Source organism: Achromobacter sp. MUI-25009338, from assembly GCF_057359325.1.
The window spans coordinates 4,579,722-4,603,990 of record NZ_CM170627.1 but is presented as its reverse complement, the minus strand read 5'-3'; the positions used below and the strand labels follow the sequence as shown (position 1 = coordinate 4,603,990).

General features: G+C 68.4%; 17 protein-coding genes. 10 read left to right on the top strand and 7 right to left on the bottom strand.

Going from position 1 to position 24,269, the window contains the following annotated elements; translation table 11 throughout:
- The first annotated feature begins 3 nt into the window (after nt 1–3).
- The 3 genes from nuoN (at nt 4) to AC1IQ6_RS21735 (ending at nt 4,330) form a co-directional block, all read left to right on the top strand.
- Complete coding sequence (gene nuoN, locus AC1IQ6_RS21745; protein WP_102774352.1) at nt 4–1,488, top strand: NADH-quinone oxidoreductase subunit NuoN; 1,485 nt, start codon at nt 4–6, stop codon at nt 1,486–1,488.
- Between the two features lie 14 nt (nt 1,489–1,502).
- The gene (locus AC1IQ6_RS21740; RefSeq protein ID WP_102774353.1) at nt 1,503–1,832 is read left to right on the top strand and encodes a DUF2818 family protein; all 330 of its coding nucleotides are present in this window, start codon (nt 1,503–1,505) and stop codon (nt 1,830–1,832) included.
- 257 nt (nt 1,833–2,089) lie between these two features.
- Nucleotides 2,090–4,330, top strand: a complete 2,241-nt coding sequence (locus AC1IQ6_RS21735) for a TonB-dependent receptor (protein WP_485865282.1) — start codon at nt 2,090–2,092, stop codon at nt 4,328–4,330.
- A 189-nt stretch (nt 4,331–4,519) separates the two neighbouring features.
- On the opposite strand, the gene serB is transcribed toward AC1IQ6_RS21735, so the two are convergent.
- Nucleotides 4,520–5,377: a phosphoserine phosphatase SerB gene (gene serB, locus AC1IQ6_RS21730; RefSeq protein ID WP_111826558.1), complete on the bottom strand. Its 858-nt coding sequence runs from the start codon at nt 5,375–5,377 to the stop codon at nt 4,520–4,522.
- Nucleotides 5,378–5,399: 22 nt separating this feature from the next.
- Entirely contained in the window at nt 5,400–8,870 is a 3,471-nt protein-coding gene (mfd, locus tag AC1IQ6_RS21725) for a transcription-repair coupling factor (RefSeq protein WP_485865281.1), read from the bottom strand.
- Nucleotides 8,871–8,899: 29 nt separating this feature from the next.
- Here mfd and ispD point away from each other — a divergent pair, with 29 nt between their 5' ends.
- Entirely contained in the window at nt 8,900–9,583 is a 684-nt protein-coding gene (ispD, locus tag AC1IQ6_RS21720) for a 2-C-methyl-D-erythritol 4-phosphate cytidylyltransferase (protein WP_102774356.1), read from the top strand.
- Nucleotides 9,580–10,065, top strand: a complete 486-nt coding sequence (ispF, locus tag AC1IQ6_RS21715; RefSeq protein WP_102774357.1) for a 2-C-methyl-D-erythritol 2,4-cyclodiphosphate synthase — start codon at nt 9,580–9,582, stop codon at nt 10,063–10,065. Before ispD ends, ispF begins: the two co-directional genes overlap by 4 nt.
- Before the next feature lie 60 nt (nt 10,066–10,125).
- Here ispF and AC1IQ6_RS21710 read toward each other — a convergent pair whose 3' ends face one another.
- From AC1IQ6_RS21710 to risA, 4 genes are all read right to left on the bottom strand, one after another.
- Nucleotides 10,126–10,647 carry a carboxymuconolactone decarboxylase family protein gene (locus AC1IQ6_RS21710; protein ID WP_102774358.1) on the bottom strand — a complete coding sequence of 174 codons (522 nt, stop codon included), beginning with the start codon at nt 10,645–10,647 and terminating at the stop codon, nt 10,126–10,128.
- 75 nt (nt 10,648–10,722) lie between these two features.
- Complete coding sequence (locus AC1IQ6_RS21705; protein WP_003813886.1) at nt 10,723–11,271, bottom strand: peroxiredoxin; 549 nt, start codon at nt 11,269–11,271, stop codon at nt 10,723–10,725.
- Nucleotides 11,272–11,328: 57 nt separating this feature from the next.
- Nucleotides 11,329–12,723 carry a sensor histidine kinase RisS gene (gene risS, locus AC1IQ6_RS21700; RefSeq protein ID WP_168202245.1) on the bottom strand — a complete coding sequence of 465 codons (1,395 nt, stop codon included), beginning with the start codon at nt 12,721–12,723 and terminating at the stop codon, nt 11,329–11,331.
- A gap of 34 nt (nt 12,724–12,757) precedes the next feature.
- Complete coding sequence (risA, locus tag AC1IQ6_RS21695; RefSeq protein ID WP_003813882.1) at nt 12,758–13,492, bottom strand: response regulator transcription factor RisA; 735 nt, start codon at nt 13,490–13,492, stop codon at nt 12,758–12,760.
- Between the two features lie 131 nt (nt 13,493–13,623).
- On the opposite strand from risA, the gene tsaB reads away from it, so the two are divergent.
- Together tsaB and AC1IQ6_RS21685 are read left to right on the top strand one after the other, a co-directional pair.
- Nucleotides 13,624–14,877, top strand: coding sequence for a tRNA (adenosine(37)-N6)-threonylcarbamoyltransferase complex dimerization subunit type 1 TsaB (gene tsaB / locus AC1IQ6_RS21690; RefSeq protein ID WP_485865280.1), 1,254 nt, complete (start codon nt 13,624–13,626; stop codon nt 14,875–14,877).
- Nucleotides 14,874–15,794, top strand: coding sequence for a uracil-DNA glycosylase (locus AC1IQ6_RS21685; RefSeq protein ID WP_485865279.1), 921 nt, complete (start codon nt 14,874–14,876; stop codon nt 15,792–15,794). The genes tsaB and AC1IQ6_RS21685 overlap by 4 nt, the downstream gene beginning before the upstream one ends.
- A 66-nt stretch (nt 15,795–15,860) precedes the next feature.
- On the opposite strand, the gene lplT is transcribed toward AC1IQ6_RS21685, so the two are convergent.
- Nucleotides 15,861–17,174 carry a lysophospholipid transporter LplT gene (lplT, locus tag AC1IQ6_RS21680; RefSeq protein ID WP_111826561.1) on the bottom strand — a complete coding sequence of 438 codons (1,314 nt, stop codon included), beginning with the start codon at nt 17,172–17,174 and terminating at the stop codon, nt 15,861–15,863.
- Between the two features lie 283 nt (nt 17,175–17,457).
- On the opposite strand from lplT, the gene smc reads away from it, so the two are divergent.
- From smc to ligA, 3 genes are read left to right on the top strand one after another with little or no spacing between them, the layout of a single operon-like run.
- On the top strand, nt 17,458–20,991 hold the full coding sequence (gene smc, locus AC1IQ6_RS21675; protein WP_485865278.1) for a chromosome segregation protein SMC: 3,534 nt from the start codon (nt 17,458–17,460) through the stop codon (nt 20,989–20,991).
- A 46-nt stretch (nt 20,992–21,037) separates the two neighbouring features.
- Nucleotides 21,038–22,102 carry a cell division protein ZipA C-terminal FtsZ-binding domain-containing protein gene (locus AC1IQ6_RS21670; protein WP_102774364.1) on the top strand — a complete coding sequence of 355 codons (1,065 nt, stop codon included), beginning with the start codon at nt 21,038–21,040 and terminating at the stop codon, nt 22,100–22,102.
- Nucleotides 22,103–24,202 carry an NAD-dependent DNA ligase LigA gene (ligA, locus tag AC1IQ6_RS21665; RefSeq protein WP_485865277.1) on the top strand — a complete coding sequence of 700 codons (2,100 nt, stop codon included), beginning with the start codon at nt 22,103–22,105 and terminating at the stop codon, nt 24,200–24,202. It abuts the gene before it with no gap.
- Nucleotides 24,203–24,269: the final 67 nt, after the last annotated feature.

Sequence of the window (24,269 nt, the reverse complement as noted above, 5' to 3'; positions counted from 1 at the left end):
ACAATGATGCAATCCCAAATCGATTTCGCCCTGGCGACACCGGAAATCCTCTTGCTGGTTTTCGGCCTGGCTATCCTGCTCATCGACGCGGTCAGCAATCACCCCGAGCGCAAGCCGACGTTCCTGCTGACCATGCTGGCCTTGGGAGTGCTGACCGTCGTGTCGGCGCTGCAATGGAGCAACGGCGTGACCGGGTCGACCTTCAACGGCCTGTACGTCACCGACGAGCTGTCGCACCTGCTGAAGATCGCGTCCTACATCGCGGTCGCCGTGACCCTGGTGTATGGCCGCCTGTACGCGCAGGTGCGCGACATGATGCGCGGCGGCGAGCTCTACGTGCTGACGCTGTTCGCGCTGCTGGGCCAGATGGTCATGATCTCCTCCGGGAACCTGATCTCCATCTACCTGGGCCTGGAGCTGATGTCGCTGGCGCTGTACGCGCTGATCGCCCTGCGCCGCGACAACGTCACGGCCACCGAAGCCGCCATGAAGTACTTCGTGCTGGGCGCGCTGGCCTCGGGCTTCCTGCTCTACGGCATGTCCATGGTCTACGGCGCCACCGGCCACCTGGACCTGGCCGAAGTGGCCAAGGTCATCGCCGCCGGCAAGGCCGAGAACCTGGCGCTGGTGTTCGGCATCGTGTTCCTGGTTTCGGGCCTGGCGTTCAAGCTCGGCGCCGTGCCGTTCCACATGTGGGTGCCTGACGTCTACCAGGGTTCGCCGACCGCCGTCACGCTGATCCTGGGCGCCGCGCCCAAGCTGGCCGCCTTCGCCATCACGCTGCGCCTGCTGGTCGATGGCCTGCACGGCCTGGCCGCCGACTGGCAGCCCATGCTGATGATCCTGGCGGTGCTGTCGCTGGCCATCGGCAACCTGACCGCCATCGCGCAGACCAACTTCAAGCGCATGCTGGCCTATTCGACCATCTCGCACATGGGCTTCGTGCTGCTGGGCCTGATGTCGGGTTCGGTCGCCGGCAAGCCGGACCTGGCTTCGGCCGCCTACGGCGCCTCGCTCTTCTACATGCTGACCTACGTGCTGACCACGCTGGCCAGCTTCGGCATCATCCTGCTGCTGTCGCGCCAGGGTTTCGAGTGCGAGCAGATCGACGACCTGAAGGGCCTGAACCGCCGCAGCCCGTGGCACGCCGCCATCGTGCTGCTGCTGATGTTCTCGCTGGCCGGCATCCCGCCGCTGGTGGGCTTCTACGCCAAGCTGGCCGTGCTGCAGGCGCTGATCAGCGCCGGCCACGTCACGCTGGCCGTGATCGCGGTGCTGTTCTCGCTGATCGGCGCGTTCTACTACCTGCGCGTGGTCAAGGTGGTGTACTTCGACGAGCCGGCGGCCGACGCCGCGCCCATCGCCGCCACCTGCGGCCAGCGCGGCGTGCTGTCGGTCAACGGCGCGCTGATCCTGGTGCTGGGCGTGCTGCCAGGCGGCCTGATGGCGCTGTGCGTGCAGGCCATCCGCAGCTCGCTGAACATGTAAGAGGGCGGCCGGGCATGAACCAGACCCTGGCGGTATGGCTGTTGATCGCGCTGGCCCTGGTCAGCGCCAACCTGCCGTTCCTGACCGAGCGGGTGTTCGCCGTCATGCCCTGGAAGCGGGGCGGGGCGGCGGCGGTCAAGCCGCTCTGGGTCCGCCTGATCGAGGTGCTGGTGTTCTACCTCGTCGTCGGCGCGCTGGGCTTCGCGTTCGAATCCGCGCTGGGCAACCGGTTCTCGCAGACCTGGGAGTTCTACGCCATCACGCTCAGCCTGTACCTGGTGCTGGGTTATCCGGGTTTCGTCTACCGGTATCTGTTCAAGCGGCATCCGCGCCTGCGCACCTGAAGCCCGGATCCGTTTTCTGAAAAACGCCCCTTTGGGGCGTTTTTTTATGCGGACATGGATAGGTGCCAACCACCGGCCGCGGCGCGCCCTGAGCCGATCCTGGAGGCTCTGGAAGGCCTTGGGACGGCAAAAGGTGTTGTATTTTCATCTTTCATGACCGTTTGGTGGAAATGTTCAGGTTCCATTCAGCCAGTGGGTTCAGAATCGCAAACGTTTAAAAAACAAGAATCGTTGCTATTCACACTGGAGAAGCTGGTTTGAAGCCCCAAGACTCGTATTCGCTGAATACGCTCGCCACCTCGCTGGCCGCCGCCATCGCCGTTCCCGCGCTGTTCGTCAGCCCCCACGCCGCCGCCCAGTCCGCCGACGGCGTGACGCAGCTTGCGCCGGTGCGCGTGGAAGGAGAGGGCTCGTCGTACCAGACCACGACCGTGTCGTCGCCGAAGATGACCGCGCCGCTGCTGGACACCCCGCGCACCGTGCAGGTCGTGCCCAAGCAGGTGATCCAGGACCAGTCGGCGTCGACCCTCCAGGACGTGCTGCGCAACTCGCCGGGCATCACCTTCGGCGCCGGCGAAGGCGGCCGTCCGGGCGGCGACCTGCCCATCATCCGCGGCCAGAACTCGGCCGGCAGCATCTTCCTGGACGGCATCCGCGACTCCAGCACGCAGGTGCGCGACACCTTCAACCTGGAAGAAGTGGAAATCATCAAGGGCCCGGACTCGGTGTACTCCGGCCGCGGCGGCGCCGGCGGCAGCATCAACATGGTCAGCAAGACCCCGCGGGCCACCGACTTCACCGAAGGCACGATCCAGCTCGGCACGGACAACAACTACCGCGCCACCATCGACAGCAACTGGCGCCTGGACGAAAAAGCCGCCTTCCGCCTGAACGTGATGGGCAACAAGGGCGACGTGCCGGGACGCGACGACGCGGTGGACTTCGAGCGCTGGGGCGTGGCCCCGTCGCTGACGCTGGGCGTGGGCACGCCGACCCGCATCACGCTGAGCTACTACCACTATCAAGACGACAGCATGCCGGATTACTCCATCCCGTATGACCCGAAGACGGGCCAGCCGGTGACGGAGACCATGGGCGTGAGCCGCAAGAGCTTCTACGGCCTGACCGGCCGCGACTTCATGAAGACGCGCGACGACGTCGCCACGGCCGACTTCCAGCACGATTTCTCCGACAAGCTGCAACTGCGCAGCGTGCTGCGCTACGGCCGCGGCACCACCGACTTCGCCGCCACCAACCCGGACGACAGCAAGGGCAACGTGCCCAACGGCCTGGTGTACCGCGCGCTCAAGTCGGGCTATTACGTCACCAAGACCTTCGCCAGCCAGACCGACCTGACCGGCGAATTCGAGACCGGCAGCCTCAAGCACAGCTTCGACCTCGGCTTCGAATACAGCAACATCAAGCAGGACAAAGACGGCTACACCCAGTCGGGCGTGCCGACCAGCGCGACCTGCACCGGCCTGTCGGTGGTGTGCGCCTCGCTGTGGGACCCGGACCCGCACACCGATTACACGGGCCGCCTGACCCGCAACAACAATCCGGCCCGCTACAACACCGACACCATCGCGCTCTACGGCTTCGACACCATCAAGTTCAACGAGCAGTGGCAGGCCAGCCTGGGGCTGCGCTGGGACAACTACCGCACCAGCGGCAGCAACATCGCCCGCGGCCGCAACGACCCGGCCGGCACGCCCGCGTTCTACAGCACCAGCCGCGAGGACAACCTCTTCAACTACCAGATCGGCCTGGCCTACAAGCCCCTGCCCAACGGCACGATCTACGCCACCTACGGCACCTCCTCGACGCCGTCGGCCATCGCCGCCGGCGCCATCAGCGACGCCGCGTCGGCCGTGAGCGAGTCGCTGGAGCCCGAAAAGAGCCGCACGGTGGAACTGGGCACCAAGTGGGACGTGTTCGACGACCGCCTGACGCTGTCGGCGGCCGCCTTCCAGGACATCCGCAAGAACACCAGCGTGGCCGTGTCGGCCACCGAGACCGAGCAGATCGGCGAGGCCAAGGTGCGCGGCATCGAACTGGGCTTCTCCGGCAGCATCACGCCGCGCTGGAACGTGTTCGGCGGCTACACATTCATGGACAGCGAAATGACCAAGGGCGCCTTCAACAGCGGCGCCGTGGGCCAGGACCTGCCCAACACCCCGCGCAACGCCTTCAGCCTGTGGACCACCTACAAGGTGCTGCCCAAGCTGACGGTGGGCGGCGGCGCCTACTACGTGGACAAGGTGTACGGCAACTCGGATTCGAGCAAGAACCCCGACGGCACGCCCAAGGCGCGCTGGGTGCCCTCGTACTGGCGCTTCGACGCGATGGCGTCGTATGAATTCAACCCGAACGTGTCGGCCCAGCTGAACGTGATGAACATCTTCGACGAGACGTATTACACCAAGGCCTATGCCGCGCACTATGCGGCGCTGGGCGGCGGGCGTGCGGCGTTGCTGTCGCTGCGTGTGCGGTATTGACGGGAGAAGGGGAGGCGCCTGCCGCGAAAGGCGGCGGCTGGCGCCGCCCGATGGGTTTCGCGCGCTCGAGCGGATCGGTTCGGTCGACGTTCATCGCGAACCGGTATCGTAGGATGGGTGTAGCGCGGCAATCGGCGGACAAGAACGCCGGTGCGCAACGCGCGCAACCCATCAGCCGGCTTTATTTCATTACCCCTCGAACCAGCTCAACACCCCGTCCAGCCCCGACACGTTGAGCGCATAACGCGTCTGCTGGCGCACCAGCGGCTTGGCGTGGTAGGCCACCGGAAAACCGGCCGCGGCCAGCATCTTCAGGTCGTTGGCGCCGTCGCCCATGGCGATGATCTGTTCCTGGGCGGCGCCATGGCGGCGCGCGAATTCGCGCAGGTGCATGGCCTTGGCGTCGGCGTCGAGGATGTCGCCCAGCACCTTGCCGGTCAGCACGCCGTTGTCGATCTCCAGCGTGTTGGCGTGCGCGCTGTCGAGCTTGAGGCGTTCGCGCAGGCGGTCGGTGAAGAAGGTGAAGCCGCCCGAGACCAGCAGCACCTTGATGCCGGCGGCCTGGGCCGTGGAGATGAGGCGTTCCGCGCCGGGGTTCAGGCGCAGCTTTTCCGCGTAGACCTGGTCCAGCGCCTCGGCCGGCACGCCCTCGAGCAGGGCGACGCGGCGCCGCAGGCTTTCGGCGAAGTCCTTGATCTCGCCGCGCATCGCGGCCTCGGTGATTTCCGAGACCTTGTCTTTCACGCCGACCACGCCCGCGATCTCGTCGATGCATTCGATGTTGATCAGCGTGGAGTCCATGTCCATGGCCAGCACCTTGCAGTCCGACAGCTTCAGCCCGGCGGGCAGGAAGGCGGTGTCGATGCCGCGGCCCTCGGCCCACGCCACGACCTCGGCGCGGGTGGACTCGTCGTGCTGCACGTCGAGCAGGCGGGCGGCGGTGGCGCTGATGCGCGCGATGCCCTGCGCCTGGGCCAGGGCCGCGAGCTGTTCCGCGTGTTCGGCGCTCAGGGCGGGGGATTGGACGACTAGGTGGTGGGTGGTCATGGGGTTCGGGTGATGGCTACGGTTACTTCAGGGCGCGCAGCACGGCGCGCACGGCGTCGACGCGGGCCGGCACCTGCGCGGCCTTGATCTCGACCCGTAATTTATCCTGTCCCGCCAGTTTGATGTGGCGCTGGCGCTGGACCAGCTCGATGATCCTGGCCGGGTCGACCGAGGTCTTGGCGCCGAACTGCAGCAGCGCCTGGGTTTCGCTGGCGTCGATCTTGACCACGCCCAGCGGCTGCGCCGCCAGGCGCAGGCGATGCGTGGCCAGCAGGGTCTGCGCGGCTTCGGGCAGCTTGCCGAAGCGGTCGATCAGCTCTTCCTGGATGTGGATCAGGTCGTCCTCGCCCGCGGCGTGCGCCAGGCGCTTGTAGATGCCCAGGCGCGCGTGCACGTCGGCGCAATAGTCCGAGGGCAGCAGCGCCGGCGCGTGCAGGTTGACCTCGCAGGCCAGGTTGAAGGGCGCTTCCAGGTCGGGTTCTTCGCCGGCGCGCAGCGCGCGCACGGCCTCGTTGAGCATCTCGTTGTACATGGAGAAGCCCACCTCCTGGATATTGCCCGACTGCGAGTCGCCCAGCACCTCGCCGGTGCCGCGGATTTCGAGGTCGTGCATGGCCAGGTAGAAGCCCGAGCCCAGTTCCTCCATCGCCTGGATCGCTTCCAGCCGCTTCTTGGCGTTGCTGGTGATGGCGTCTTCGCCGGGCGTCAGCAGATAGGCGTAGGCCTGGTGGTGCGAGCGCCCGACCCGTCCGCGCAGCTGGTGCAGCTGGGCCAGGCCGAAGCGGTCGGCCCGGTGGATCACGATGGTGTTGGCGCTGGGCACGTCGATGCCGGTCTCGATGATGGTGGTGCACAGCAGCACGTTGTAGCGCTGCTGGTAGAAGCCCTTCATCACCTGTTCCAGCTCGCGCTCGGGCATCTGGCCGTGGGCCACGGCGATGCGGGCCTCGGGCACCAGTTCTTCGAGGCGGGCGCGGCGGTTGTGGATGGTCTCGACCTCGTTGTGCAGGAAATAGCACTGGCCGCCGCGCTTGAGCTCGCGCAGCAGCGCCTCGCGCAGCGTGCTGCCGTCCTCGCGGCGCACGAAGGTCTTGATGGCCAGGCGTTTCTGCGGCGCGGTGGCGATGACCGAGAAATCGCGTATGCCTTCCAGCGACATGCCCAGGGTGCGCGGAATCGGCGTGGCCGTCAGGGTCAGCACGTCGACCTCGGCGCGCAGCGCCTTCAGCGCCTCTTTCTGGCGCACGCCGAAACGGTGCTCCTCGTCGATGATGACCAGGCCCAGGCGCTTGAACTTCACGTCCTTGGACAGGATCTTGTGGGTGCCGATGACGATGTCCACGCGCCCGTCGTTGATGCCCTCGATGGCGGCCGACACTTCCTTGGCCGAGCGGAAGCGCGACAGCTCGACCACCCGCACCGGCCAGTCGGCGAAGCGGTCGGAGAAGGTCTGCGCGTGCTGCTCGGCCAGCAGCGTGGTGGGACAGAGCAGGGCGACCTGCTTGCCGTTGGCCACGGCCAGGAAGGCGGCGCGCAGCGCCACCTCGGTCTTGCCGAAGCCCACGTCGCCGCACACCAGCCGGTCCATGGGGCGTCCGGAGGTCATGTCGGCGATGACGGCCTCGATGGCGGCGGCCTGGTCGGCGGTCTCCTCGAAGCCGAAGCCTTCGGCGAAGGCCTGGTAGTCGTTGAGCGGCAGGTTGAAGGCGTAGCCTTCGCGCGCGGCGCGCTGGGCGTAGAGCGCCAGCAGCTCGGCGGCGGTGTCGCGCACCTGCTTGGCGGCCTTGCGGCGCGCCTTGTCCCATTGGCCCGAGCCCAGCTGGTGCAGCGGCGCGGCCTCGGGGTCGGCGCCGCTGTAGCGCGCGATCACGTGCAGCTGCGAGACCGGCACGTACAGCGTGCTGCCGCTGGCGTATTCGAGGTGGAGGAACTCCATCCCGCCTTCGCCCATGTCCATGTTGACCAGGCCGTGGTAGCGGCCGATGCCGTGCTGCGCGTGGACCACCGGGTCGCCCTCGCGCAGTTCGGACAGGTCGCGCACCATCGCCTCGACGTTGCTGGCGCGCTCCTGGTCGCGCTTGCCGCGCCGGCCCGTGGCCGCCAGGCCCGGGTAGAGGTCGTTCTCGGTCAGGAAGGCCAGGTTGGCCTGGGGCAGCTGGAAGCCCGTGGACAGCGGCGCGGCGACGATGCCGAAATGCGCGTCCGAGGCCAGGAAGGCCTCGATGGCGTCGGGCTGCGCGTCCGGGGTGAGGCCGAATTCGTTCAGCATCTGCACCAGCGTCTCGCGCCGGCCGGCGGAGTCCGCGCACAGCAGCACGCGCGTCTGGCTGCCCGCCACCAGCGCGCGCAGCTTGGCGATGGGGTCGTCCGAGCGCCGCGCCACGCTGACGTCGGGGGCGGCGCGGAAATCCGGATGCGGCTGGCCGGAGCTGAGCGCCAGCCGGCGGAAGGCCTTCAGGCCGGCGTAAAGCGCCTCGTTGTCCAGGAACAGCGCCGAAGGCGGCAGCACCGGGCGTTCGCGGTCGCTTTTCAGAAAGCCGTAGCGGCTGGCGGTGTCCTGGTTGAAGCGCTGGATGGCGTCGTCGATATCGCCGACGGTGACCGTGACGGTGCCTTCGGTCAGGTAGTCGAACAGCGTGGCCGTGTCCTCGAAGAACAGCGGCAGGTAGTACTCGACGCCGGCGAACGGAATGCCGTTGCCGATGTCCTTGTACGGCAGCGCGCGCGAGGGATCGCCCTCGAACACTTCGCGAAAGCGCGCGCGAAAACGCGTGCGCGCCTCGTCGTCCATCGGGAATTCGCGTCCCGGCAGCAGCTGCACCTCGCGCACCGGGTACAGGCTGCGCTGCGTGTCCACGTCGAAGCTGCGGATGGTCTCGATTTCGTCGTCGAACAGGTCCAGGCGGTAGGGCACCGCCGATCCCATGGGGAACAGGTCGATCAGGCCGCCGCGCAGGCAGAATTCGCCGGGCGCCGTCACCTGCGTGACGTGGTTGTAGTTGGCCAGCGTCAGCTGCGCGCGCAGCGCGGCTTCGTTGAGTTTGTCCTTCTGCCTGAAGGAAAAGGTGTAGGCCGCCAGGAACGCGGGCGGCGCCAGCCGGTACAGCGCGGTGGTGATCGGCACCGTCAGCACGTCCACCGATTTGGTCATCAGCGCGTGCAGCGTGTGCAGGCGTTCCGAGATCAGGTCCTGGTGCGGCGAGAACGCGTCGTAGGGCAGGGTTTCCCAGTCGGGCAGCTGGCGCACGCGCAGTTCGGGCGCGAACAGCTGGATCTCTTCGGCCAGGCGCTGGGCCTCGACCGGCTCGGCGGTCAGGATGACCAGCGGCGCCGCGGCCTGGCGCGCCAGGTCGGCCAGCAGCCAGGCGTCGCCGGAACCGGGCGGGCGCGGTTGCGCGTAGCGCGCGCCGGGCTTGAGCGCGGACAGGGTGGGAGCCGTGGCGGGGACGGGGGCGACGAGAGTGGGGGAGGGCATCAGGCTGGCAGCAGGCATCAAGCGGAAGATTATAAAATCACCGCACCATGTCTGCCTCCATCATCGCAATCGTGCCTGCCGCCGGCGTCGGCGCCCGCGCCAGCCGGCCCGGACACGAAGCCGTGCCCAAGCAATATCGCCCCTTGTCCGGCCAGCCCATGCTGCGCCACGCGGTGTCCGCGCTGCTGGCCGACGACCGCATTTCCCAGGTGCGCGTGGCCGTGACGCCGGGCGACGGCTGGGTGGACGCGGCGCTGGCCGGGCTGCCCCGCACCGTGTGGCGGGCCTGCGGCGGCGCGACGCGCGCCGACACCGTGGCCGGCGCGCTGGCCGACAGCGGCGTCGCCGACGACACCTGGGTGCTGGTGCATGACGCCGCGCGCCCCGGGCTGCCGGCGGCCGCGCTGGCCCGGCTCATCGACGCCTGCCTGGCCGATCCGGTGGGCGGGCTGCTGGCGCTGCCGGTGGCGGACACGGTCAAGTCCGGCGACGCGCGCGTGGAGCGCACGCTGGACCGCAACGGCCTGTGGCTGGCGCAGACCCCGCAGATGTTCCGCGCCGGCGTGCTGCGCGATGCGCTGACGGCGGCCTCGGTAAGCGGCGCCGCCGTCACCGACGAGGCCTCCGCGATCGAGGCGGCCGGCTATGCGCCGCTGCTCGTGCCGGGCGCCTTGCGCAACTTCAAGGTGACCTGGCCGGATGATTTCGAACTGATGGAAAAATGGCTATGAGCATTCCCTTTCGCGTCGGGCAGGGCTTTGACGTGCACGCCCTGGTCGAGGGCCGTCCGCTGATCATCGGCGGCGTCACGATTCCCCACACGCACGGCCTGCTGGGCCATTCCGATGCCGACGTGCTGCTGCACGCCATCACCGACGCGCTGCTGGGCGCGGCCGGCCTGGGCGACATCGGCCGCCACTTTCCCGACACCGACCCGGCCTTCAAGGGCGCCGACAGCCGCGTGCTGCTGCGCGAGGCGATGGCGCGGGTGCGCAAGGCAGGCTGGACGCCGGTCAACATCGACGCCACGCTGCACGCGCAGGCGCCCAAGATCGGCCCGCATGCGCCGGCCATGGTGAAGAACATCGCCGCCGACACCGGGCTGGCGGAAACCGAAGTCAACATCAAGGCCAAGACCAACGAAGGCCTGGGCTATCTGGGCAGGAAGGAAGGGATCGCGGCGACGGTCGTCGCGCTGCTGGCGCGAGCCTGACCCCGGAGGGGGCCAGGCTGCGCAGGGAGTACCGGGCGGCGGGGGAGCCGCCCGCGGGCCTTAGGCCTTGCCTTGGGCCGCCAGCGCCAGGGCGGCGGCGTTGACGACTGCGGCGATGCGGCCGACGTCGCGCATCTGTTCGACCGACAGGCCGTCGTTCTTCAGGTTCTCGTAGTGCGAAGCCACGCAGAAATGGCACTTGCCGATGATGGAGGCGGCCAGCGCGAACAGCTCGAAGCGCTTTTTCTCGACGCCGCCGTGGGTGGCGTAGGCGTTCATGCGCAGCTGCGCGGGCAGGCTCTTCAACTGGGCGTCGCCGGTCATTTCCACGTAGGGATACCAGGTGTTGTTCATGCCCATCAGGGACGAAGCGGTCAGCGCGGCGTTGGCGTCGGTTTCCGACAGGCCGCTCTTGAAGGCTTCGACCAGCGCCGGGCTGCGCGCGGCGAAGGCGGCCGACAGGGCGGCGCCGACGGCGTCTTCGGGCGCCAGGGTCGAACGGGCGATCACGGCGTCCAGATTCAGGCGGATGTCCTTGGCCCAATCCGGCAGTTGATCCTTAATGGTGGCGAGAAATTCCATAGTTTTTACCTATCATCTAGCGCAGTTAAAGCCCAGCGCGGGACCTGCTGGGCAGATCCCGGGCCGGGCTGGAAATTACAGCGTGGCGCCGCCAACCGAGCGGTTGCACGGGCACAGCTCGTCGGTTTGCAGGCCGTCGAGCAGACGCAGGACTTCTTCGGGGTTACGGCCGACGTTCAGGTTGTTCACCGAAACGTGCTGGATCGTGTTGTCCGGGTCGACGATGAACGTGGCGCGCAGGGCAACGCCAGCGCCCTTTTCACGCACGCCCAGCTGGTCGATCAGGGCGCCGGTGGTGTCGCCGAATTGGTAGTGACCCAGCTTGTTCAGGTCCGGGTGCTCACGGCGCCATGCCAGCTTGACGAATTCGTTGTCGGTGGAGCCGCCCAGCAGAACGGCGTCGCGGTCTTCGAAATCCTTGGCCAGCTTGTTGAAGCCGACGATTTCGGTCGGGCAAACAAACGTGAAGTCTTTCGGGTAGAAGTAGATCACCTTCCACTTGCCGGGGAACGAGCTTTCGGTGATGTCTTCGAATGCCGACACGCCGTTTTCTTCGTGTTGGTTGAAGCCGGGCTTGACGCCGGTGACCTTGAAGGGCTCGAGTTTGTCGCCAACAGTTTTCATGTTTACTCCCAGTTTGTCGGTGAAATTAAGGCACTGCCTCAAACCCCAAATTCTACGCTATGGATTGTCGTTGTCTAATTGATAATTCCTAAACTTGGCTTTGGGCAACTCTATCCGGGCGGTCAGGCCGCCGCCCTCGCGGGCGAGCATGCGCAACGAGCCGCCCACATGCTTGAGCAGGCGCTCGACGATGGCCAGGCCCAGGCCGGCGCCGCTGACGCCGGTGCGCGCCGCCTCGCCGCGCGAGAACGGCCGCAGCAGGCGGTCGACGTCCTCGGGGGCGATGCCGGGGCCGCGGTCGGACACCTCGATCGCGATCATGGCGCCGTCGGCCTGCAGCGTCATGGTCAGATGGGCCATGCCGTCGGGCGAGCGGCCGTAGCGGCGGGCGTTCTCGATCAGGTTGCTGACGATACGCTTGAGATCCAGCGCCGTGATGCGGGCCCGCAGGCCCGGCTCCAGCGAGGCGTCCAGTTCGCCGCCCAGCGACGCGGTATGGCTGCGTTCGCGCTCGTAGAGTTCGGCCAGCACGGCGGAAATGTCGGTGGCCAGCTGCGGCAGCGTGCCGGCCGGGCGCGCGTACTCCATCAGCTGTCCGATACTGTGGTCGATCTGGCCCAGGTCTTCGTCGATGGCCTGACGGGCGTCCTCGGACACGCCGCTCAGCTCGATCTCCAGCCGCATGCGCGCCAGCGGCGTGCGCAGGTCGTGCGAAATCCCCGCCAGCATCAGTTCCCGGTCGGCTTCCGCCTGTCTGAGATCCTTGGCCATGCGGTTGAAGGAAGCGTTCAGGTCGCGGATTTCCAGCGGCCCCTGCTCGGGCAGGGCGGCCGGCGTCTCGCCGCGCGAAAGCACCTGGGCGGCGCGCGCCAGCCGCGACAGCGGCCGGTTGACGAAGCCCACGCTGACCGCGGCTCCCACCAGAGACAGCAGCAGCGCCGTGGCGCCCCAGCCCAGCCATTCGATCCCGCCCGTCAGGCCGATCTGCTCGCGCTCGAACACCAGCCAGTACAGGTCTTTCTCTATCTGGAAGCTGACCCAGAAGCCGGGCACCTGGTTCACGCCCCAGGCGATCTGCGTCTCGGGGCCGAAGCGCGTGCGGATGTGCTGGGCCACGCGCTGCCAGTAGTCGTCGTCGGGCAGGGCTTCGGCGAAGTCCGTGACCTCGCGCGGATAGACCTGGATGCCTTCGTTGGTGGCCAGGTCCAGCAGCAGCTTGCTGCGCTCGTCGTTATGGGAATAGATCAGCGCGGTGCGCGTGATATTGACGGCCGTGATCACCCGCTGCGCCATTTGATTGGCGCGCGGTCCCAGCTCCATGCTGAAGAAGACTTGTAGCCACGCGCCCAGGCTGACGAGCATCAGCGCGGCGAGCAACAGGAACGTGCGGCCGAACAAGCCGAGCCGCAAACGTGAAGTCAGGTTCCTGAAGGTTCTGCGCAAGCGGGGCACGAGGCTGCGCTCCTGCCCGGGGCGGGCGAGCCGGTCAGCTGCCACCGTCCGGCACGAACACGTATCCCAGGCCCCAGACGGTCTGGATGAATACGGGCTTGGACGGATTCGGTTCGATCAGCTTGCGCAGGCGCGAGATCTGGACGTCGAGGCTGCGGTCGAAGGCTTCGTATTCGCGGCCACGGGCCAGCTCCATGAGCTTGTCGCGCGACAGCGGGATCTTCGGGTGGCGCGCAAACACCTTGAGCACCGAGAATTCGCCCGTGGTGATGGGGACTTGTTCGCCGTTGCGCGTGAGCGTGCGGGTCGACAGGTTCAGCACATAGGGGCCGAACGCGATGGATTCGTTCTCCTGGCTGGGGGCGCCGGGGTGTTCCTCGGTGCCGCGGCGGCGCAGGATCGCATTGATCCGCGCGAGCAGTTCCCGGGGGTTGAACGGCTTGGACAGGTAATCGTCCGCGCCCATCTCCAGGCCGACGATGCGGTCGATCTCTTCCGCCTTGGCCGTCAGCATGATGATGGGGGTATTGTCATGGCCACCGCGCAGCCGGCGGCAGATGGACAGGCCATCCTCACCGGGCAGCATCAGGTCCAGCACGAGCAGGTCGAAATGCTCGCGTTGCCAGAGCTTGCCCATCTCTTTCGCGTCTTCGGCAACGAAAACGTTGAATCCCTGCTCGGACAAATACCGGCGCAGCAGATCGCGCAAGCGCGGATCATCGTCGACGACGAGGATTTTTCGGGTGGGGGTGGTGTTTTGCGTATTCATGGCCGGAAATGTAACAGTGGCAAGAACCAGCGGCTAGTGGGCGTTCACAAGATATTACACATTGCGATCCATGGTTGAAATCCCCCTAATAACCGGGGGCGGAGCCGCCGTATTTCGTACAATCTGCATCTATGGAACTAAACCTGCTGGCCCTGGAAACCTCTTCGTCCCGCTGCGGCGTGGCCCTCTTGCGCGCGGCCGACGGCCGGGTGGAGGTCAGCGTCAGGGAGCACGAGGGCTCCCAGGAGCACGCGGAACGGCTTTTGCCCATGGCCAGCGAGCTGCTCGCGGCCAGCGGGCTGGCCCCGGACGCCCTGCATGCGGTGGCCTTCGGCCAGGGGCCGGGCGGCTTCACGGGGCTGCGCGTGGCCTGCGGCGTGGCCCAGGGCATGGGGCTGGGGCTGGGCATTCCGGTGTTACCCATTGTCTCTCATATGGCGGTCGCCGCCCAGGTGGACGCGACCCCTGCCGACGCCATCGTGGTGGCGCTGGACGCCCGCATGAATGAAGTCTATCTGGCCGTGTACCGGCGGCTGGAGGGGACCGACGGCGAAACCGGCTGGGATACCCTGCAGGCGCCGCTGCTGATCGCGGCGGCCGAGGTCGCGCCCTGGACCGAACATCATCTGCCCGGCTGGTCGGCGCGCGCGGGCCGTCCGCTGAACGCGGTGCTGGCCGGCGACGCCTGGGACGCCTACGCGGCCGACATGGCGGCGCCCGCGGACTGGCGCCGCGCCGCCGGCGCGCAGCGGCCCGAGGCGGCCAGCGTGGCGCGCCTGGCGCGCCAGGGCTGGCTGCGCGGCGAGGCCGTGGCCCCGGAACTGGCCGCGCCGCTCTACGTGCGCGACAAGGTGGCTTTCACCACCGCCGAACGCCTGCGCGGCGAGGGCGGCAATCCCAAGGCCCGGCCCGCGCTGGCGCCCTGGGTGCCGCAGCCCATGACCGACGCCGACCTGGACGAGGTGGTGGCGCTGGAGGCGCACGTGCAGGCCTTTCCCTGGACCCGCGGCAATTTCGCCGACGCGCTGGCGGCCGGCTACGGCGCCTGGGTGCTGCGCCGCGAAGGCCGGCTGGCGGGGTTCTGCATCGTCATGCACGCGCCCGACGTGGCGCATCTGCTGGTGATCGCGGTGGACAAGGCGCTGCACCGCCAGGGCCTGGGCGGCCTGCTGCTGGACTGGTGCGAGCAGCAGGCGCGCGAACACGGACTCGAAGGCGTGCTGCTGGAAGTGCGCCCCTCCAATGCATCGGCCGTTTCTTTCTACAAGCGTCACGGCTACCTGCAGATCGGCGTGCGCCGCGGCTACTATCCGGCCGAGAAGGGCGGACGCGAAGACGCCCTGGTCATGCAGAAGCGCGTTGCGGCGGCGGGAGCGGCCGCATGATGCCGCCCGTCGCGCCCCGGCCGCCCAGCGTCAACCCGCTGCAGCGCTTCTGGCTGCGCGAGATCGGCATGGAACGTTTGTGGCTGCGCCCGACGCCGGCCGCCGAGCAGCCCGCGCCCCAGCCCCAAGTCCCTGTTTCCAAACCGGTTTTGCCGGCCGAAGCGCCCGCCGCGCCCGCAAGCGCGCCGGCGCCGGCCCGCCCGGCCGCGGCCGAACCCGCGGCGCCGCCCGCGACCGGGCGTCCGGGCATTCCGGCTTCCATCCTGAACCGCAGAGGCCCGCCGCCGCGCCCGGCGCCCAAGGTGGCCGAGGAAGCGCCGCCGCCGGCGCCGATTCCGGTGGCCGAGGCCGTCCGCAACGCCAGCCTGGACGAAATGCGCGAACAGGTCGTGGCCTGCGAGGCCTGCGGCCTGTGCAAGGGGCGCCGCAACGCGGTGTTCGGCCACGGCGGCCAGCCCACGCGCTGGCTGGTGGTGGGCGAAGCGCCGGGCGAGCAGGAGGACCGGCAGGGGCAGCCCTTCGTGGGCCGCTCGGGCCAGTTGCTCGACGCCATGCTGTCGGCCGTGTCCATGAGCCGCGAGCGCGACGTCTTCATCACGAACGTGATCAAGTGCCGCCCGCCCGGTAACCGCAATCCCAAGCCCGAGGAAATCGCCGCCTGCAGCCCGTACCTGATGCGGCAGATCGCGCTGCTCAAGCCGCAGCGCATCCTGGTGCTGGGCCGTTTCGCGGCCCAGACGCTGCTGGGCACGGACGCCACCATCGGCAGCCTGCGCGGCCGCATCCATCAACTGAAGACCGAGGACGGCCAGCAGATCCCGGTCGTGGTCAGCTACCACCCGGCCTATCTGCTGCGCAGCCCCGCCGAGAAGGCGCGCGCCTGGCAGGACCTGAAGCTGGCGGCCCGCATGGACTGAGGCCGCCGGCCGCGCAGACGAAAAAAAACCGGGCGCCAGCCCGGTTTTTCTTTGCAGCGTCCGTATTCAGTGCGAGGAATCCAGCGCGCGGCCGTGGCCTTCCTGGCCGATCTGCTCATGCAGTTCGGGGTTGGCCTGCAGATTGCGCTTGCTCCAGCGCATGAACACCACCATCAGCACGGTGACCACGGTGCCGAAGATCACGATGATCAGGTTGATCGGCAGTTGCAGCCACAGCAGCAGGGTGTACATCGCCACCATGAGCAGGATGTTGAGCTGTTCGTTGAAATTCTGCACGGCGATCGAATGGCCGGCCGACAGCAGCACGTGGCCGCGGTGCTGCAGCAGCGCGTTCATGGGCACCACGAAGAAGCCGGCCAGCCCGCCGGTGATCAGCAGCAGCAGGTAGACGCTCCAGGGCGAATACACCAGCGGCATCAGCAGCACCACCAGGCCCATGGCGGCGCCGACGGGCAGCACGGCCAGCGCGCGGCGCAGCGGGATGCGGCCGGCCAGGATGGAGCCGACCACCGTGCCCAGGGCGGCCACGCCCATCAGCATCGAGGCCTTGTCCAGCTGGTATCCGAGGTGGCTGCGGCCCCATTCGATGACGATGAGCTGCAGCGTGGCGCCGGCGCCCCAGAACAGGGTCGTGACCGCCAGCGAGATCTGGCCCAGCTTGTCCTTCCACAGCACACAGACATAGCCCCAGAAGGTGCGGACCAGGCGGACCGGGTTCTTCTGCTGCGGCGGGTAGCGCACGTGGGTGTGCGGAATCATCAGGTTGCACAGCGCCGCCAGCAGATACACGAAGGCGATGACCAGGATCGCGGCCTCGGCCGGGGTGTGGACCAGGCTGCCGATGAACGAGTGGCTGAGCAGGGCGGTCGAGACGGAAGACGAAATCAGCAGGCCGCCCAGCACGGTGCCCAGGATGATGGAGAAGACCGTCAGGCCCTCGATCCAGCTATTGCCTTTGACCAGCATGGCCGGGGGCAGCATTTCGGTCACGATGCCGTACTTGGCCGGGGAATAGGCCGCCGCGCCGATGCCCACGATGCCGTAGGCGACACAGACGAGATAGGTCTGGTAGTGGGGCGGAATGCCGATATTGGCGTAGGAGAACATCAGCAGGCAGCCGCCCACCTTCAGTGCATTGGTGGAGAACATCACGCGGCCCTTGGGGAAGGAATCCGCCAGCGCCCCGACGAAGGCGGCCAGCACCACATACGCCAGCGCGAACGACCATTTCATCATGGGGGCCAGCCAGTCGGGCCCGTGCAGCTCCTGTATCAAGGCGATGGCTGCGATGAACAGCGCATTGTCCGCCAATGATGAGAAGGCCTGCGCGGCCATGACCAGATAGAAACCACGTTTCAAGAATGTCCCCGTGCTTGGGCCGGAGTCCGGCCGGTCCGCGTGAAAATTTTGTGTGTCGTGCCAAAAAGTGTCAGGGAGTATAGCCGGACGCCAGGCGGCGGCCATTGCGCGTTTGCCCGCGTGTTGACCGTTGCTAACGTTCTGGCCGGGGGCGCCTGCGGTATCATACGGACCATATGAGAGCCGGCCCTGAATGGGCCGGTTTGCAATCTGCGCGGCAGGTCCAGGTCCCCAGGTCCATTAACGCCTTTGGTTCAACCCCTCCGTCGTCACCCATCGTACTGTGCGTCTTACTCAGCTCAAACTCGCCGGCTTCAAGTCTTTCGTCGATCCCACCGTGATTCCCGTGCCCAGCCAGCTGGTGGGCGTGGTGGGTCCCAATGGCTGCGGCAAGTCGAACATCATCGACGCCGTGCGCTGGGTGCTGGGCGAGGCCAAGGCCTCGGAGCTGCGCGGCGAGTCCATGCAGGACGTCATCTTCAACGGCTCGGGCAACCGCAAGCCGGCCGCCCGGGCCTCGGTGGAAATGGTGTTCGACAACAGCGAAGGACGCGCCGCCGGCCAATGGAGCAGCTACGCCGAAATCGCCGTGCGCCGCGTCCTGACCCGCGACGGCACCAGCAGCTACTTCGTCAATAACCAGCAGGTCCGCCGCCGCGACATCCACGACATCTTCCTGGGCACAGGCCTGGGCGCCCGCGGCTACGCCATCATCGGCCAGGGCATGATCAACCGCCTGATCGAGGCGCGCCCCGAAGAACTGCGGGTGTTCCTCGAAGAGGCGGCCGGCGTGTCGCGCTACAAGGAACGCCGCCGCGAGACCGAGAACCGCCTGTCCGACACCCGCGAGAACCTGACCCGGGTCGAGGACATCCTGCGCGAACTCAACAGCCAGCTCGAAAAGCTGGAGGCGCAGGCCGAAGTGGCCACGCGCTACCGCGAGCTGCAGGCCGACGGCGAAAAGAAGCAGCACGCGCTATGGCTCCTGAAGGAAACCGGGGCGCGCGAAGAGCGCGCCCGGAAGGCCCAGGAAATGGCGCAGGCCCAGAACGAACTGGAAGCCGCCATCGCCGGCCTGCGGGCGGGCGAGGCGGCGCTGGAGTCGCGGCGCCAGGCCCATTACGCGGCCAGCGACGCGGTCCACACGGCCCAGGGCGCGCTGTACGAAGCCAATGCCCAGGTCAGCCGCCTGGAGGCCGAGATCCGCCACGTGGTGGATTCGCGCAACCGCCTGCAGGCGCGCCGCGAGCAGCTGCAGCAGCAGATCGGCGAATGGACCGCCCAGCGCGAGCACTGCACCGAGCAGATCGCCCAGGCCGAGGACGACCTGGCGACCGGCGCGGCCCGCACCGAAGAGGCGCGCGCCAAGGCCGAGGACGCCCAGGCCGCGCTGCCGGCCATCGAACAGCGCGTGCGCGAAGCCGCCTCCGGACGCGACGAGATGCGCGCCGCGCTGGCCCGGGTCGAGCAGAACCTGGCCCTGGTCGCCCAGACCCAGCGCGACGCCGACCGCCAGATGCAGTCCCTGGAGCAGCGCCGCGAACGCCTGCAGCAGGAACTGCGCGAACTGCACAGCCCCGACCCCGTGCGCCTCGAACAGCTGGCCGGCGACCGCCTGGCCGGCGAGGACCAGCTCGAGGAAGCCCAGCAGGAACTGGCCGCCCTGGAAGGCCGGGTGCCGGAAGCCGACGCCGAGCGCAGCCGCGCCCAGGCCGCCGCCCAGACCGAGGCGCAGAACCTGGCGCGCCTGGAGGCCCGCCTGTCGGCGCTGGTCAAGCTGCAGGAAGACGTGCAGAAGCAGGGGGCGCTGGAGCCCTGGCTGGCAAAGCACGAACTGGCCGGCCTGGCGCGCCTGTGGCAGAAGCTGCACGTCGAGCCGGGTTGGGAAACCGCCCTGGAGGCCGCCCTGCGCGAACGCATGGCCTCCATGGAAGTGCGCAGCCTGGACTGGGCCCACGCCTTCGCCGAGGACGCGCCGCCGGCGCGCCTGGCGTTCTATCAATTGCCCGTGGCCGCGCCCACGCCGCCGGCCCCGGCCGGGCTGACCCCGCTGGCCAGCCTGCTGCGCATCACCGATCCCGACCTGCGCACGCTGCTCAACGAGTGGCTGGGCGGCGTCTACACGGCCCCCGACCTGACCCAGGCCCTGGCCATGCGCGCCAGCCTGCCGGCCGGCAGCGCCTGCGTGGTCAAGGCCGGCCACCTGGTCGACGCGCACAGCGTGCGCTTCTACGCGCCGGACTCCGAACAGGCCGGCCTGCTGGCCCGCCAGCAGGAAATCGAAAACCTGCAGCGCGAGATCAAGGCCCAGCAGCTCATCGCCGACCAGGCGCGCGCCGCGGTGGCCCGCGCCGAGGCCGGCTGGCAGCAGGTGTCGCAGGCCATCGCGCCGGCGCGCCAGCGGGTCGCCGAGGTCACCCGCCGGGTCCACGACATCCAGCTCGAACATTCGCGCCTGCAGCAGCAGGCCGAACAGTCGGGCGAGCGCGCCTCGCGCCTGCGCCAGGACCTGGAGGAAATCAAGGTCCAGGAAGAAGACCTGCGCGCCACCCGCGAAGAGGCCGAAGCGCGCTTCGAGACGCTGGACGAGGAACTGGCCGAGCACCAATCCCGCTTTGCCGACGCCGAAATGGACGGCGAGACCCTGGCCGCCCAGGCCGAGGCCGCCCGCAACGCCCTGCGCGAGCTGGAACGCGCCGCCCAGGAAGCCGAATTCGCCGAACGCAGCATCCAGGTCCGCATCACCGAGCTGCAGCGCAACCAGCAGCTGGCCGCCGACCAGAGCCAGCGCGCCAGCGTCGAACTGGAACAATTGCAGGACGACCTGGCCGAACTGGACGCCTCGGCGTCCCAGGCCGGCCTGCAGGACGCCCTGGAAGTGCGCGCCGAGCGCGAGGAAGCGCTGTCGCGCGCGCGCCAGGAGCTCGAAAACCTCGCGGCCCTGCTGCGCGGCGCCGACGAAGAGCGCATGCAGCAGGAGCAGACCCTGGAACCGCGGCGCGCCCGCATCATGGAATTGCAGCTGCAGGAACAGGCCGCCCGCCTGGCCGAAGAACAGTTCACCGAGCAGCTCAACGCGCGCGAAGTCGACCGCGAGGCCCTGGCCCAGGAACTGGCCAACCAGCCCGACGAATGGCGCCGCGCCAGCTGGCTGCAGTCGGAAGTCGGCCGCATCTCGCGCCAGATCGAGTCGCTGGGCTCGGTCAACCTGGCCGCGCTGGACGAACTCAACACCTCGCGCGAGCGCAAGGGCTTTCTGGATTCGCAGCACCAGGACCTGATGACCGCCATCGAGACCCTCGAGGACGCCATCCGCAAGATCGACCGCGAGACCCGCGAGCTGCTGCAGGAAACCTTCAACGTCGTCAACGGCCACTTCGGCGAGCTCTTCCCCAAGCTGTTCGGCGGCGGCGAGGCCAGGCTGACCATGACGGGCGAGGAAATCCTCGACGCCGGCGTGCAGGTCATGGCCCAGCCTCCGGGCAAGCGCAACAGCACCATCCACCTGCTGTCCGGCGGTGAAAAGGCCCTGACCGCGACCGCCCTGGTGTTCGCGCTGTTCAAGCTCAACCCCGCGCCGTTCTGCCTGCTGGACGAGGTGGACGCGCCGCTGGACGACGCCAACACGGAGCGCTACGCGAACCTGGTCGCCAACATGAGCGAGCAGACCCAGTTCCTGTTCATCTCGCACAACAAGATTGCGATGCAGATGGCCAAGCAACTGATCGGTGTAACCATGCAAGAGCAGGGGGTTTCGCGTATCGTTGCGGTAGATATAGATTCGGCCGTCCAGATGATGGCCTCCGAAGCGGCATAAACCAATACTAAGAAGGGCGCCGGGCGTTTCGGCGCGGGATTGATACATGAGTGATTTGCAGATCGGGCTGATTGCCCTGGGCGTCCTGCTGATACTGCTGGTGCTGGGATTCAACTGGTGGCAGGACCGGCGCGTGCGGCGCAGGATGCAGACCCATTTCCCGGCCTCCGAGCAGGACCCCCTGCTGGGGGCGGGAGCCGCCGCGGGCGGCGCGGCCGCGGCGCGGCGTGAACCCGGCATGGGCGGCGAGCCCGCGCGCGCCCAGCCCGGCCAGCCGGCCCCGGTCGATCCGGGCACGGACGCCGACGACACGGTCGAGCCGGACCCCGCCTGCGAGGTCGTGATCGAAATCAACTTCGCCGAACCGGTGCGCGGCGCCGAGCTGCTGCCCTACATGCAGAGCCTGCGCCACGTGGGCCGCAAGCCCATGCGCGTGTTCGCCGAGACCGACCAGCGCCGCCACCGCGCGCACATCCACGCCGACGAATCCTATGCCTCGATGCAGCTGGCCGTGCTGCTGGCCAACCGCAGCGGTCCGCTGACGGCCATCGAGTGGTCGCAGGCCTGGGCCCGCGCCCAGGACATGGCCGAACGCTTCGACGCCACCATCGAAGGCCCCGACCAGCAGGCCGTGCTGGAGCAGGGCGCCCGCCTGGACGATACCTGCGCCGCGCTGGACACCCAGGTCGGCCTGACCCTGCTGCTGGGCACGGCCCAGCCGGCCGCCGAAGTGCTGGCCGTGGCGCGCGAGATCGGCTTCGTGCCGGACGGCAACCGCCTGGCCTGGCCGGCCGAGAACGGCGTGGCCCGCTTCACGCTGGCGCGCGCCGACGGCGCCGCCTTCGACGCGGGCATGGGCGGCATCGAACGCCTGTACCTGCTGCTCGACGTGCCCTGCAGCCCGGCCGACAGCCGCGCCTTCGGCCGCATGGTCGACGTGGGCCGCGACCTGGCCGCGCGCCTGCGCGCCGAACTGGTCGACGACCAGGGCAAGCCGCTGGCCGAGGGTTCCGAGACGGTCATCGACGAACGGCTGCAGGTGCTGTTCGGCCAGCTGGAACAGGCGGGCCTGCCCGCCGGCAGCGAACGCGCCCAACGGGTCTTTGCTTGAATGAAGACAGGCTCTTCCGGTGAAAGCGCGGCGCAGGCCGCCGCGCGCCTGCGCGCAGAAATCGAACAGCACAACGTCCGCTACTACGTCTACGACGAGCCCTCCATCTCGGATGCCGAGTACGACGGGCTGATGCGCGAACTGCAGGCCCTGGAGGCCGAGCATCCCGAACTGGTCACGCCCGAGTCGCCCACCCAGCGGGTCGGGGCCGCGCCGGTGTCGGCCTTCGGCGCCGTGCGCCACGCGGTGCCCATGCTGTCGCTGGGCAATGCCTTCGACGAGGAAGACGTGCTGGCCTTCGACCGCCGCGTGACCGACACGCTGCGCGGCGCCGGCCTGCTCGGCCCGGCGCAGCAGGCCGATTATTTCTGCGAACTCAAGCTCGACGGGCTGGCCATCAGCCTGCGCTACGAGGACGGCCGCCTGGTGCAGGCCGCCACCCGCGGCGACGGCCAGACCGGCGAGGACGTCACCTCCAACATCCGCACCATCAAGGCGATCCCGCTGCAGCTCAAGGGCCCCGCCCCGAAAGTGCTGGAAGTGCGCGGCGAGGTGCTGATGAACCGCGCCGATTTCGTCAAACTCAACGAAGCCCAGGCCAGGCGCGACGAGAAAGTATTCGTCAACCCGCGCAACGCGGCCGCCGGCAGCCTGCGCCAGCTCGATCCGCGCATCACCGCCAAGCGCCCGCTGCGCTTTTTCGCTTACGGCTGGGGCGAGGTGCATGGCCTGCCGGGCTCGCAGGGCGGCCTGTTCGCCGAGGCCTCGGCCGGCGCCGCCGAGACCTCGCAGCTGCCCGAGAAGTCCCACGGCGCCATGCTGGACTGGCTGGCCTCGCTGGGGTTGCCGGTCAACGTGAAGCACAACCACCGCGCCACCGGCGCGGAGGGCCTGATGGCCTTCTACGCCAAGGTCGGCGCGCTGCGCGCCGAGCTGCCCTACGACATCGACGGCGTGGTCTACAAGGTCGATTCGCTGCCGGCGCAGAAAGTGCTGGGCTTCGTGGCGCGCGCGCCGCGCTTCGCGCTGGCGCACAAGTTCGCCGCCGAAGAAGCCACCACCACGCTGCTGGACATCGAGGTCCAGGTCGGCCGCACCGGCGCCATCACGCCGGTCGCCCGCCTCAAGCCCGTGTTCGTCGGCGGCGTGACCGTCACCAACGCCACGCTGCACAACGAAGACGAAATCCGCCGCAAGGACGTGCGCATCGGCGACACGGTCATCGTGCGCCGCGCGGGCGACGTGATACCCGAGGTGCTGGGACCGGTGCTCGACAAGCGCCCGGACGACGCCCGCGAATTCGCCATGCCCACGGCCTGCCCGGTCTGCGGCTCGGCCATCGAACGCCTGGAAGGCGAGACCATCGCGCGCTGCACCGGCGGCCTGTTCTGCGGCGCCCAGCGCAAGCAGACCCTGTGGCACGCCGCCAGCCGCAAGGCGCTGGACATCGAGGGCCTGGGCGAGAAACTGGTGGACCAGCTGGTCGACAGCGGCCGGGTCAAGACCCTGGCCGACCTGTACAGCCTGCGGCCGCTCGAACTGGTGGGGCTGGACCGCATGGGCCAGAAGTCCGCCGACAACCTGGTCGCCGCCATCGAAAAGGCGCGCACCCCGAGCCTGTCGCGCCTGCTGTTCGCGCTGGGCATTCGCCACGTGGGCGAAACCACGGCGCGCGACGTGGCGCGCCATTTTGGCAGCATCGACGCCATCATGGACGCCGATGAGGAAGCCCTGTCCGCCGTGCCCGACGTGGGCCCGGTGGTGGCGGCCTCGATCCGCCATTTCTTCGCCGAGCAGCACAACCGCGACGTGATCGGGCAGTTGAAGGCCCAGGGCGTGAACCCCGTGGCCGAGGCCGCGCCGCAAGGCACCACGCTGGCCGGCAAGACTTTCGTGCTGACCGGCACCCTGCCCAACTGGACGCGCGAAGAGGCCTCCATGCATATCCAGGCCGCCGGCGGCAAGGTCAGCGGCTCCGTGTCCAAGAAGACCGCCTACGTGGTGGCCGGCGAGGACGCCGGCAGCAAGCTCGCCAAGGCCCAGGAACTGGGCGTGGCGGTGCTGGATGAGGATGGGTTGAAGGCGTTGCTGGGCGTCTGAGCGCCTATCCTGCGTTCGTTGCGCCGATCGTAGGATGGGTGTGGCGCGGCAAGATCCGGACAAGAAC

Bases quoted from the DNA above. Each gene is read 5' to 3' on its own strand.
- nuoN (WP_102774352.1), top strand. From the start codon at position 4: ATGATGCAATCCCAAATCGATTTCGCCCTGGCGACACCGGAAATCCTC.
- AC1IQ6_RS21740 (WP_102774353.1), top strand. From the start codon at position 1,503: ATGAACCAGACCCTGGCGGTATGGCTGTTGATCGCGCTGGCCCTGGTC.
- serB (WP_111826558.1), bottom strand. From the start codon at position 5,377: ATGACCACCCACCACCTAGTCGTCCAATCCCCCGCCCTGAGCGCCGAA.
- mfd (WP_485865281.1), bottom strand. From the start codon at position 8,870: ATGCCTGCTGCCAGCCTGATGCCCTCCCCCACTCTCGTCGCCCCCGTC.
- ispD (WP_102774356.1), top strand. From the start codon at position 8,900: ATGTCTGCCTCCATCATCGCAATCGTGCCTGCCGCCGGCGTCGGCGCC.
- ispF (WP_102774357.1), top strand. From the start codon at position 9,580: ATGAGCATTCCCTTTCGCGTCGGGCAGGGCTTTGACGTGCACGCCCTG.
- AC1IQ6_RS21710 (WP_102774358.1), bottom strand. From the start codon at position 10,647: ATGGAATTTCTCGCCACCATTAAGGATCAACTGCCGGATTGGGCCAAG.
- AC1IQ6_RS21705 (WP_003813886.1), bottom strand. From the start codon at position 11,271: ATGAAAACTGTTGGCGACAAACTCGAGCCCTTCAAGGTCACCGGCGTC.
- risA (WP_003813882.1), bottom strand. From the start codon at position 13,492: ATGAATACGCAAAACACCACCCCCACCCGAAAAATCCTCGTCGTCGAC.
- tsaB (WP_485865280.1), top strand. From the start codon at position 13,624: ATGGAACTAAACCTGCTGGCCCTGGAAACCTCTTCGTCCCGCTGCGGC.
- AC1IQ6_RS21685 (WP_485865279.1), top strand. From the start codon at position 14,874: ATGATGCCGCCCGTCGCGCCCCGGCCGCCCAGCGTCAACCCGCTGCAG.
- AC1IQ6_RS21670 (WP_102774364.1), top strand. From the start codon at position 21,038: ATGAGTGATTTGCAGATCGGGCTGATTGCCCTGGGCGTCCTGCTGATA.
- ligA (WP_485865277.1), top strand. From the start codon at position 22,103: ATGAAGACAGGCTCTTCCGGTGAAAGCGCGGCGCAGGCCGCCGCGCGC.